11 protein-coding genes are annotated in these 10,319 nt (G+C 62.7%); 6 read left to right on the forward strand and 5 right to left on the reverse strand.

Annotated elements, in window-relative coordinates:
* Positions 1 to 117: 117 nt before the first annotated feature.
* The 4 genes from dgcA to HU720_RS23100 form a co-directional block, all read right to left on the reverse strand.
* A complete protein-coding gene (gene dgcA, locus HU720_RS23085) occupies positions 118 to 2,178 on the reverse strand; it encodes a dimethylglycine demethylation protein DgcA (protein ID WP_186523306.1) in 2,061 nt (686 codons plus the stop codon).
* Between the two features lie 15 nt (positions 2,179 to 2,193).
* Positions 2,194 to 2,724: a DUF5943 domain-containing protein gene (locus tag HU720_RS23090; RefSeq protein WP_186523308.1), complete on the reverse strand. Its 531-nt coding sequence runs from the start codon at positions 2,722 to 2,724 to the stop codon at positions 2,194 to 2,196.
* 78 nt (positions 2,725 to 2,802) lie between these two features.
* Positions 2,803 to 3,780: a dipeptidase gene (locus HU720_RS23095; RefSeq protein WP_186523310.1), complete on the reverse strand. Its 978-nt coding sequence runs from the start codon at positions 3,778 to 3,780 to the stop codon at positions 2,803 to 2,805.
* Between the two features lie 177 nt (positions 3,781 to 3,957).
* Positions 3,958 to 4,449, reverse strand: a complete 492-nt coding sequence (locus HU720_RS23100) for a hypothetical protein (protein WP_186523312.1) — start codon at positions 4,447 to 4,449, stop codon at positions 3,958 to 3,960.
* Positions 4,450 to 4,640: 191 nt separating this feature from the next.
* Between HU720_RS23100 and HU720_RS23105 the strand changes: the two genes are divergently transcribed.
* Entirely contained in the window at positions 4,641 to 5,069 is a 429-nt protein-coding gene (locus HU720_RS23105) for a lysozyme inhibitor LprI family protein (RefSeq protein WP_186523314.1), read from the forward strand.
* A gap of 24 nt (positions 5,070 to 5,093) precedes the next feature.
* Here the strand turns inward: HU720_RS23105 and HU720_RS23110 are convergent, their stop codons facing one another.
* On the reverse strand, positions 5,094 to 6,035 hold the full coding sequence (locus tag HU720_RS23110) for a GlxA family transcriptional regulator (protein ID WP_186523316.1): 942 nt from the start codon (positions 6,033 to 6,035) through the stop codon (positions 5,094 to 5,096).
* A gap of 143 nt (positions 6,036 to 6,178) precedes the next feature.
* Between HU720_RS23110 and choX the strand changes: the two genes are divergently transcribed.
* The 5 genes from choX to HU720_RS23135 all read left to right on the forward strand — a co-directional run bounded on the left by choX (position 6,179) and on the right by HU720_RS23135 (position 10,219).
* The gene (gene choX / locus HU720_RS23115; protein ID WP_186523321.1) at positions 6,179 to 7,123 is read left to right on the forward strand and encodes a choline ABC transporter substrate-binding protein; all 945 of its coding nucleotides are present in this window, start codon (positions 6,179 to 6,181) and stop codon (positions 7,121 to 7,123) included.
* Between the two features lie 185 nt (positions 7,124 to 7,308).
* A complete protein-coding gene (locus HU720_RS23120) occupies positions 7,309 to 8,193 on the forward strand; it encodes a 3-keto-5-aminohexanoate cleavage protein (protein ID WP_186523322.1) in 885 nt (294 codons plus the stop codon).
* Positions 8,194 to 8,234: 41 nt separating this feature from the next.
* Entirely contained in the window at positions 8,235 to 9,200 is a 966-nt protein-coding gene (locus HU720_RS23125; protein ID WP_186523323.1) for an L-carnitine dehydrogenase, read from the forward strand.
* Positions 9,201 to 9,211: 11 nt separating this feature from the next.
* Positions 9,212 to 9,685, forward strand: a complete 474-nt coding sequence (locus tag HU720_RS23130) for a thioesterase family protein (RefSeq protein ID WP_186523324.1) — start codon at positions 9,212 to 9,214, stop codon at positions 9,683 to 9,685.
* 276 nt (positions 9,686 to 9,961) lie between these two features.
* Positions 9,962 to 10,219 (forward strand): hypothetical protein, encoded by a 258-nt coding sequence (locus tag HU720_RS23135; protein ID WP_186523326.1) that lies wholly within the window; start codon positions 9,962 to 9,964, stop codon positions 10,217 to 10,219.
* Positions 10,220 to 10,319: the final 100 nt, after the last annotated feature.

Raw genomic sequence — 10,319 nt, forward strand, 5'->3', positions numbered from 1 at the left:
GCGCAGCGGCCCCAGCATTCTCAGGCCTGACAAAATGCTGGGGCCGCTGCGCCGCCCTTTCGCGACACAAGGCCGCTCCTACAGGGGGCCAGTTCCGCCTCTACAAAGGCGGTGCGATCAGAAATCCTTGCACAGCCGCAAGGCGTCGTAGATCGCCGCATGCACGTTGCGCTGGGCCACGCAGTCGCCGATGCGATACAGCAGGTAGCCCTCGCCCGGCTGGCTGAGGATCGGCTGTGGCTTGATGGCAAACAGCGCCTCCACGTCGATCTGGCCTTTGTTGCGCGAGCCATCCTTGAGCGCGTAATACAGCTGCTCGTCCGGGCGCACACCGTTTTCGATGACCACCTGGTCGACCACTCGCTCCTCTTTGGCGCCGGTGTATTCGTTCTCCAGCACCGCCACCAGCTTGTCGCCCTCGCGGTAGACCTTTTCCAGCATCATGTCGCCGGTCATGATCACTTCTTTGGGGTACATGCTGCGGTAGTAGGTCGGGAAGGTGGTGCCGCCCATGGCGACGCCCGGCTTGATATCGTCGGTGACGATTTCCACCTGGCTGCCCTTGTCGGCAATGAAGTCCGCCGTAGACATGCCGGTGAATTCGCAGATGGTGTCGTACACCAGTACGTTCTTGCCCGGCGCAACCTTGCCGTCGAGTACATCCCAGCTGCTGACCACCAGCCCTTCGGCGGCGCCCCAGTGCTCATTCTGTTCGACGAACGGGTGCCCACCCACGGCCAGCACGATCACATCCGGGCGCAGGTCCTGGATAGTCGCGACATCGGCAGCGGTGCCCAGGCGCAGGTCGACCTTGAGGCGCGCCAGCTCCAGCTGATACCAGCGGGTGATACCGGCGATCTGGTCGCGCTGCGGCGCCTTGGCAGCAATGGTGATCTGCCCGCCAATCTGGTCTTTCTTCTCGAACAGGGTCACATCGTGGCCACGCTCTGCCGCCACGCGGGCGGCTTCCATGCCCGCAGGACCGGCGCCAACCACTACCACCTTGCGTTTCACGCCGGTGGTCTTCTCGATGATGTGCGGCACGCCCATGTATTCACGGGAGGTGGCAGCGTTCTGGATGCACAGCACATCCAGCCCTTGGTACTGGCGGTCGATGCAATAGTTGGCACCGACACACTGCTTGATCTGGTCGATCTGGCCCATCTTGATCTTGGCGATCAGGTGCGGGTCGGCCATGTGCGCACGGGTCATGCCGACCATGTCGACGTAGCCGCCTTCCAGAATGCGCGTGGCCTGGTTGGGGTCCTTGATGTTCTGCGCGTGCAGCACCGGGACCTTGACCACTTCCTTGATGCCCGCCGCCAGGTGCAGGAACGGCTCCGGCGGGTAGCTCATGTTGGGGATGACGTTGGCCAGGGTGTTGTGGGTGTCGCAACCCGAGCCGACCACGCCGATGAAATCCAGCATGCCGGTGCCATCGTAGTAGGCCGCGATCTGCTTCATGTCTTCGTGGCTGAGGCCATCGGGGTGGAACTCGTCACCGCACAGGCGCATGCCCACGCAGAAGTCGTCGCCCACCTCGGCACGCACCGCCTTGAGCACTTCCAGGCCGAACTTCATGCGCCCTTCGAAGCTGCCGCCCCATTCGTCGGTACGTTTGTTGACCCGTGGGCTCCAGAACTGGTCGATCATGTGCTGGTGCACAGCTGACAGCTCCACGCCGTCCAGGCCACCTTCCTTGGCGCGGCGGGCAGCCTGCGCGTAGTTGCCGATGACGCGCCAGATCTCTTCCACCTCGATGGTCTTGCAGGTAGCGCGGTGCACCGGTTCACGGATACCCGACGGCGACATCAGGGTCGGCCAGTTGAAGCCGTCCCAGCGCGAGCGACGGCCCATGTGGGTAATCTGGATCATGATCTTGGCGCCATGCTTGTGCATGGCATCAGCCAGGTTCTGGAAATGCGGAATGATGCGGTCGGTCGACAGGTTGACCGAGGCCCACCATTCCTGCGGGCTATCGATAGCAACCACAGACGAGCCGCCGCAGATGGCCAGGCCTATGCCGCCCTTGGCCTTCTCTTCGTAATACTTCACGTAGCGGTCGGTGGTCATACCGCCGTCAGTGGCGTAGACCTCCGCGTGCGCGGTGCTGAGCACACGGTTGCGGATGGTCAGTTTGCCGATCTGGATCGGCTGGAACATTGCTTCGAATGCCATGACGCTCTCTCCGGCTTACAACGGCTTTGTAACGAACAGGCCATCTTCGTGGCCTTCTTCCGACCCGCCGTAGACCTGTTCGGCCACGGTGCGGATCGAGCTGCCGCGGGCAGCGAGAATCTGGTCCATGGCACCGGCAAACCAGCCAGTGAACATGTAGTCGACCTTGCGCCCGACCTTGCCATACACATACACGAACGCCGAGTGCTTCAGGCGCACGCTGCAGGTGCCCTTGTCCAGGTCGATGGCTTCGATCTCGAACAGCCCCCAACCACGCTGGCTCAGGCGCTTCATGTAGTGCTCGAACACCGCCACGCCTTCCAGGCCATGGCATTCGGCTTCTTTTTCACACCAGTGCCAGGCTGATTTGTAACCGGCCTTGTAGAGAATCTCGGCATAGGCCTCGGCGCCCAGCACTTCTTCGATACCCATGTGGTTATTGACGAAGAAATGGCGCGGCACGTACAGCATGGGCAAGGCGTCGCTGGTCCAGACACCGGTTTCGCTGTCGACTTCGATTGGCAATTGCGGGGCGATCTTGGCCATGGAAACTCAACTCCAGAAAATTTTTGTATTTGGATGCCCCGGCGTTGCTGGCAGGGGCTTGCAGGCTTGGAGTGCGGCTTATTCGCCCCACACATCCTTGAGGACGTTGACCCAGTTCTCACCCATGATCTTGCGCACCACACGTTCGGAATGGCCGCGTTTGAGCAAGGTTTCGGTGAGGTTGGGGAATTCCCCGACGGTACGAATGCCCAGCGGGTTGATGATCTTGCCGAAGTTGGTCAGGCGGCGGGCGTAGCCCTTGTCGTGGGTCAGGTATTCGAAGAACTCCTGGCCATGGCCCTGGGTGAAGTCGGTGCCGATACCGATGGAGTCTTCACCGACGATATTCATGGTGTACTCGATGGCTTCGGCGTAGTCGTCGATGGTCGATTCAATGCCCTTGGCCAGGAACGGCGCGAACATGGTCACGCCGACGAAACCGCCGTGGTCGGCAATGAACTTGAGTTCTTCATCGGACTTGTTGCGCGGGTGCTCCTTGAGCCCCGACGGCAGGCAGTGCGAGTAGCACACCGGTTTTTTCGATTCGAGGATGACTTCTTCGCTGGTTTTCGAACCGACGTGGGACAGGTCGCACATGATGCCGACACGGTTCATTTCGGCGACGATCTCGCGCCCAAAGCCCGACAGGCCGCCATCACGCTCGTAGCAGCCAGTGCCGACCAGGTTCTGGGTGTTGTAGCACATCTGCACGATGCCCACGCCCAGCTGCTTGAACACGTCTACGTAGCCAATCTGGTCTTCGAAGGCATGGGCGTTCTGGAAGCCGAAGAGGATGCCGGTCTTGCCCAGTTCCTTGGCCTTGCGAATGTCAGCGGTGGTGCGCACCGGCATCACCAGGTCGCTGTTTTCGCGGATCAGTTTCTGGCTGGCGGCGATCTGGTCAACCGTGGCCTTGAAGCCCTCCCACACCGACACCGTGCAGTTGGCAGCCGTCAGCCCGCCTTTGCGCATGTCTTCGAACAGCTCGCGGTTCCACTTGGCAATGATCAGGCCGTCGATGACGATGCTGTCGGCGTGAAGTTCGGCTGGGCTCATCAGGCTGTCCCCTTTTATAGAGTTGGGCTGCACCGAATCGTGTGTCGGCGCTTTGGGGCCAGCATATGCCTGTGCTCGCAGACGACCCGATGCAAAAACGACAGGGGGCTTGCCGAAAGCGTCAAAGGGGCGCGCGGGGTGAAATGCAGGCCCTCCACCAGAAGGCCTGCAGGGCGGCTAGCGGGTGATGGGTCGACGGTCCAGATAGGGCTGCATATGGAGTGTGCGCACGTTCTCATTCAAGTCGGCATCACCACCGATGAACATGTCGTCCGGTGGCGGGCTGGGCGGGGTGGTGAGGCTGGGGATATCCAGCTTTCCGTTGAAGGTGTTACTTGCGTACATTACCTCGTCTCTCCAATGGCTGCCTCGGAAAAACAGCATTTGCCATTGATTGAACGCAGGTACGCGTGCAGAAGAAACTCGGCGGCTCCACCCTGCACCACAGGCTGCATCGACCGAAACAGACTGCTCCGCAGGCACGTAAACCGTGCATGACTCGCCCTTCATGTCCGTATGCTCAAACAGTATTACGGTAAGACCTTGAAAACCGCCTTGCACTGGTGTGTTTTTTGAACCATCGGTAGTGCTACTGGAGCAACCCGCAAGCATCGCAAAGCCTGTCACCAGCAGCCCACGCCCTAACCTGCCGTATCGTTTGACCGACATTGGAGTCTCCTTAAAAGAGTGAATGCCGCTCTTACCCTAAAGGCAGACGCGAAGCCCCGAAACTGGCAAATTTGCCAGTTGCAGCCGCCCCATCGAACCGCGCAATTTTGCGGTTTATTCACTGTTCGTCCCCGCCTCTGTGAGCGAGAATCGCCGTCGGCCACTTGTGTGCCCGTTTCAGGAGATGACCGATGAAATCAATGGCATGGCTGGTTCTGCTGGCCGTCGCATGCGGCGCCCACGCCGCCGAAGAAGACAGCACGCCCTGCGACAACGTCGAAACCGACCAGCAAGGTTATGCGTGCGCCGCTTACAACAAGAAAACTGCCGAGCGTGAGTTGCAGGCAGCCTATGACGATCTGGTACAGCGCATCCGCGACCAATATGCCGACGATAACGCCAAGGCTACGGCCCTGGTGGGGCGCATGGACGCCGCCAGGAAGCTGTGGGCACAGCTGCGCGATGCCGACTGCAAGGTCGAGACCTACGCCGAGAAAGACGCCAGCCAGGCGTACCAGACCGCCTGGAACACCTGCATGGCGCAACGCAGCGACGAGCGCTCGGATTACCTGCGCAACCTGTGGTCGCAAAATAGCGATGAACTGCCAGCAGAAGACTGATCAGGCAGCGCCGCAGGCTCAAGGCTAACGGCTCTGCCGCCGTTCTTCGCGGGGGCAATTGCCAAAGCGCAGTTTGTAGCGCCGGGTGAAATATGACGGCAGTTCAAAGCCGCACGCCAAGCTGACCTCGGTGACACTCATGTCGGTCTGGGCCAATAACTGGCGCGCCTTGTCCAGCCGCAACGCTACATAGAAGTTGCTCGGTGTTTCGTTCAGGTAGGCGCGGAACAAGCGCTCAAGCTGGCGCCGCGTGACTTTGATGGCAGCGGCCAGCTCCAGCGTGCTCAGTGGCGGCTCGAGGTGTTTCTCCATTTCACCAATGGCATGGATCAGCTTCTTGTTGCTGATGCCATACCGTGCGCCGATCTGCAGGCGTTGGTGGTCCTGGCGCTGGCGAATGCGGCCGAGCACGAACTGTTCGGACACCTTCACCGCAAGCTCACTGCCGTGGGCCTGGCCGATCAGGTGCAGCATCAAGTCGATCGACGCGGTGCCACCGGCGCAGGTAATGCGCCTGCGGTCGATCTCGAACAGCTCTTGTGTCGCCACAAGCCTTGGGTAGCGCTCTTTGAAGGCTTCAAGCGCCTCCCAGTGCAGCGTCGCCCGATAGCCATCGAGCAGGCCGGCCTCGGCCAGCACCATCGCGCCGGTATCGATGCCGCCCAGCATCACGCCCGAATGGTCCAGCCGGCGCAATGCCGCGAACAGCTTCGCCGTGGCCTGTGCCAAGGGCTCGAACCCCGCCACCACCAGCACGATGCTCGCCGGCTCCGCCTGCGCCAAAGCGGCATCGGCGTTGACCGACATGCCATTGCTGGCCTGCACCGCTGCGCCGTCCAGGCTCAGCACCTGCCAGCGGTACAGCGGCCCGCCAAACCGATTGGCTACCCTCAGCGGCTCCAGCGCCGAAATGAACCCCATGGCGGAAAAGCCCGGCATCAGGAAAAACGCAATCGTCTGCGGCATCGATGACTCCAGCAATCTGGTCGCCTGGGTGCTAGTTCCGGTCGCCAGCGTGCGCTTGGCCCGATGGGGGCCAGCGTAGCGTATTCCTACGGCCCGCAGAGGCCGCCTTTCATAACAATCCGTACTGCCGATGGAGAGCCACCATGCATCGCTTGATCCGCCGCAGCCTCTTGCCCCTCGCGCTGAGCAGCTTCGTTGCCGCTCCGCTGTTTGCCGCAGAACCCGCCACTTGCAAGGACGTGCGCCTGGGCGTGGTCAACTGGACCGATGTCATGGCCACCAGCGCCATGGCCCAAGTGCTGCTGGACGGCCTGGGCTACCAGACCAAGCAGACCACTGCGTCACAGCAGATCATCTTCGCCGGCATTCGCGACAAGCGCCTGGACATGTTCCTCGGCTACTGGAACCCGATCATGACCCAGACCATCACCCCGTTCGTCAGCGCAGGCCAGGTCAAGGTGCTCGACAAGCCCAGCCTGGAGGATGCCCGCGCCACGCTTGCGGTGCCCAAGTACCTGGCCGACAAGGGCCTGAAAACCTTTGCCGACATTCACAAGTTCGAAAAAGAACTCGGCGGCAAGATCTACGGCATCGAGCCTGGCTCGGGGGCCAACACGCAGATCAAGGCCATGATTGCCAAGAACCAGTTCGGGCTGGGCAAGTTCCAGCTGGTCGAGTCCAGCGAGGCCGGCATGCTCGCCGCCGTGGACCGCGCCGTGCGCCGCAAGCAGGCGGTGGTGTTCTTCGGCTGGGCGCCGCACCCGATGAACGTGAACATCGACATGGCTTACCTGGGCGACAGCCAGGATGCCCTTGGGCCTGACGAGGGCCGCGCCACGGTGTGGACCGTCACCGCGCCCGACTACGCCCAGCGCTGCCCAAACGCCCAGCGCCTGCTGAGCAACCTGACATTCAGCGCCGAAGACGAGAGCCGCATGATGCAACCGCTGCTCGACCACAAGGATGCCCTGGAATCGGCGCGCCAGTGGCTCAAGGACCACCCCCAGGACAAGGCCCGCTGGCTCGAAGGGGTGACCACCTTCGACGGCAAGCCCGCCGCCGCAAACCTCAAGCTCACCGCCAACTGACAAAACCTTTCGCGGGGCAAGCCCGCTCCCACAGAGATCGCGCACCGTCGCAATGTTGAGGCCATCCCCAGGTGCCATGGGAGATTCTATGGTTTTGTACAACTCTGTTTTCGCCAGGCATATCTCCTTGTGGCGAGCGGGCTTGCCCCGCGAAAAGGCCACCACCGACACCCAAGGAACACGCCATGAACCAAGACGTCATCATCACCTGCGCCCTCACCGGCGCCGGCGACACGGTCGCCAAGAGCCACCTGGTCCCGGTCACCCCGCAACAGATCGCCGCCGCCGCCGTCGAGGCCGCCAAGGCCGGCGCCACCGTGGTTCATTGCCACGTCCGCGACCCGCAAACCGGCCGCTTCAGCCGTGACGTGGCGTTATACCGCGAGGTCATGGAGCGCATCCGAGAGGCCGATGTGGACATCATCGTCAACCTCACCGCCGGCATGGGCGGCGACCTGGAAATCGGCCCCGGCGAGAACCCCATGGCGTTTGGCCCAGGCACCGACCTGATTGGCCCACTGGAGCGCCTGGCCCACGTCGAGGCGCTGCTGCCGGATATCTGCACCCTGGACTGCGGCACGCTCAATTTCGGCGACGGCAACGCGATCTACGTGTCCACGCCGGCGCAACTGCGCGCCGGGGCCAAGCGCATCACCGAACTGGGGGTAAAAGCCGAGCTTGAAATCTTCGACACCGGGCACCTGTGGTTTGCCCGCCAGATGATCAAGGAAGGGCTGCTGCACGACCCGCTGTTCCAGCTGTGCCTGGGCATCCCCTGGGGCGCGCCGGCGGACACCACCACCATGAAAGCCATGGTCGACAACCTGCCCGCCAACGCCACCTGGGCCGGTTTCGGCATCGGCCGCATGCAGATGCCCATGGCCGCCCAGGCGGTGCTGCTGGGCGGCAACGTGCGGGTGGGCCTTGAAGACAACCTGTACCTGGACCGCGGCGTACTCGCCAGCAATGGCCAGTTGGTGGAGCGCGCAGTGGAAATCATCAGCCGCCTCGGCGCCCGCGTGCTGACCCCGGCCGAAGGCCGCGAAAAAATGAACCTCAAGCGCCGCTGAGCCTTTTGCCCATCACCTTCAGCCCCAAGCGAGAACCCGACATGCCTTTGATCAGCACCATTCGAACCTTCGCCGCCCTCGGTAGCGGCGTTATTGGCAGCGGCTGGGTGGCCCGCGCCCTGGCCCACGGCCTTGACGTGATCGCCTGGGACCCGGCGCCCGGCGCCGAAACCGCGCTGCGCCAGCGCGTCGCCAATGCGTGGCCGGCCCTTGAAAAGCAAGGCCTGGCGCCAGGTGCCAGCCAGGGCCGGCTGCGCTTCGTCGATACCATTGAGGCCTGCGTAGGCGATGCCGACTTCATCCAGGAAAGCGCGCCCGAGCGCCTTGACCTCAAGCTCGACCTGCACGCCAGGATCAGCGCCGCCGCCAAGCCCGAGGCGATCATCGCCTCCAGCACGTCAGGCCTGCTGCCCAGCGAGTTCTATGCTTCGGCCAGCCACCCTCAACGCTGCGTGGTTGGCCACCCGTTCAACCCGGTGTACCTGCTGCCGCTGGTGGAAGTCGTCGGCGGCCAGCACACCAGCGCCGAGGCCATCGAAACAGCCAAAACCATCTACACCGCGCTCGGTATGCGACCGCTGCATGTGCGCAAGGAAGTCCCGGGGTTCATCGCCGACCGCCTGCTCGAAGCGCTGTGGCGCGAGGCCTTGCACCTGGTCAACGATGGCGTGGCCAGCACCGGCGAAATCGACGATGCAATCCGCTTCGGCGCCGGGCTGCGCTGGTCGTTCATGGGCACCTTCCTCACCTACACCCTGGCCGGAGGCGATGCCGGCATGCGCCACTTCATGGCCCAGTTCGGCCCGGCCCTGCAGCTCCCCTGGACCTACCTGCCAGCCCCTGCCCTTACCGAGCAACTGATCGACGCCGTGGTCGATGGCACCTCGCAGCAACTGGGCGAGCGCAGCATCGCCGCACTTGAGCGCTACCGCGACGACACCCTGCTGGCGGTATTGCAGGCAGTGAGCGAGAGCAAGGCCCGGCACGGCATGAGCTTCGCCGAATAAAGGAGGCGGCGATGCCAGCACTGATCACCTACCGCACGCAGGTCCAACAGGATTGGGTCGACTACAACGGCCACCTGCGCGACGCCTATTACCTGCTGATTTTCAGCTATGCCACCGATGCGCTGATGGAGCGCATCGGCCTGGATGCCGACGCCCGCGGGCAAAGCGGGCATTCGCTGTTTACCTTGGAGGCGCATATCAATTACCTGCACGAGGTGAAGCTCGATACCGACGTGTGGGTGCAGACGCAGATCATCGGCTTCGACAAGAAGCGCCTGCACCTCTACCACAGCCTGCACCGCGAGGGGTTTGACCAGGCGCTGGCCGCCAGCGAGCAGATGTTGCTGCATGTGGACCTGGCGGGGCCAAAATCTGCGCCGTTCGGCAGCCGAAGCGTCGAGTTGCTAGAGGATCTGCAACGTGGGCAGCAGGATCTGCCGGCGGGTGAATACGTCGGCAGAACCCTCCGGTTAGCGGCTGCCTGAGCGCAAAAGCGGACAAAAAATAACCCCGGATGCCGTGAGCATCCGGGGCCAAGAGCGAGCAACATCCACTGTGCGAGAAGGGAGGGTGACCAAACCCTCGGTGCCGTGAATGACTCCAGTGTGCTGGCTCGTGGTCGAGCTGATTTAGCCGTAAACGACCTGTTCTTAGCCAAAGCAGCCATCCCCACAATCAGCCCTTGCCGGCGTGTCGCTGGCGACACAGAATCGGTCGCAAACAACAGCAGCACTCTCTTAGCGACAGAAGGGACAACAGCCATGATGCATGCGGATCTGATTGACCAGGACGACCTGCTGGGCCACCTGCGCGCCCGGGGTTTCGACATACCCGCCGGGGCCAGCGCCGAGCAAGCCTGTGAAGTGGTCGTACGCGGGCTCACCGAACCCAACGCCCGTGCGCTCAAGGGCATGGTCGAGCAGATGTACACCGGCAGCGCGACCATTTTGCCGGCGGTGCGCCAGGCCATCGAACAGCAACTCCTGCCAGCGTTGGCAGCGTTCAAGAACCGCGCCTGAAAAACTCCGACTGTAGGAGCGGCCTTGTGTCGCGAAAGGGCTGCGTAGCAGCCCCAGGGTTGCTGCCCCATGTTGGATCGCCGGGGCTGCTACGCAGCCC

Origin of the sequence: Pseudomonas sp. SWRI51, from assembly GCF_014268825.1 — a bacterium.
Lineage (GTDB): Bacteria > Pseudomonadota > Gammaproteobacteria > Pseudomonadales > Pseudomonadaceae > Aquipseudomonas > Aquipseudomonas farsensis.

Excerpts from the sequence above, each read along its gene's own strand:
- HU720_RS23125 (WP_186523323.1), top strand. The coding sequence starts at position 8,235 with ATGCCTTTGATCAGCACCATTCGAACCTTCGCCGCCCTCGGTAGCGGC.
- HU720_RS23110 (WP_186523316.1), bottom strand. The coding sequence starts at position 6,035 with ATGCCGCAGACGATTGCGTTTTTCCTGATGCCGGGCTTTTCCGCCATG.
- dgcA (WP_186523306.1), bottom strand. The coding sequence starts at position 2,178 with ATGGCATTCGAAGCAATGTTCCAGCCGATCCAGATCGGCAAACTGACC.
- HU720_RS23120 (WP_186523322.1), top strand. The coding sequence starts at position 7,309 with ATGAACCAAGACGTCATCATCACCTGCGCCCTCACCGGCGCCGGCGAC.
- choX (WP_186523321.1), top strand. The coding sequence starts at position 6,179 with ATGCATCGCTTGATCCGCCGCAGCCTCTTGCCCCTCGCGCTGAGCAGC.
- HU720_RS23100 (WP_186523312.1), bottom strand. The coding sequence starts at position 4,449 with ATGTCGGTCAAACGATACGGCAGGTTAGGGCGTGGGCTGCTGGTGACA.
- HU720_RS23130 (WP_186523324.1), top strand. The coding sequence starts at position 9,212 with ATGCCAGCACTGATCACCTACCGCACGCAGGTCCAACAGGATTGGGTC.
- HU720_RS23135 (WP_186523326.1), top strand. The coding sequence starts at position 9,962 with ATGATGCATGCGGATCTGATTGACCAGGACGACCTGCTGGGCCACCTG.
- HU720_RS23105 (WP_186523314.1), top strand. The coding sequence starts at position 4,641 with ATGAAATCAATGGCATGGCTGGTTCTGCTGGCCGTCGCATGCGGCGCC.
- HU720_RS23095 (WP_186523310.1), bottom strand. The coding sequence starts at position 3,780 with ATGAGCCCAGCCGAACTTCACGCCGACAGCATCGTCATCGACGGCCTG.
- HU720_RS23090 (WP_186523308.1), bottom strand. The coding sequence starts at position 2,724 with ATGGCCAAGATCGCCCCGCAATTGCCAATCGAAGTCGACAGCGAAACC.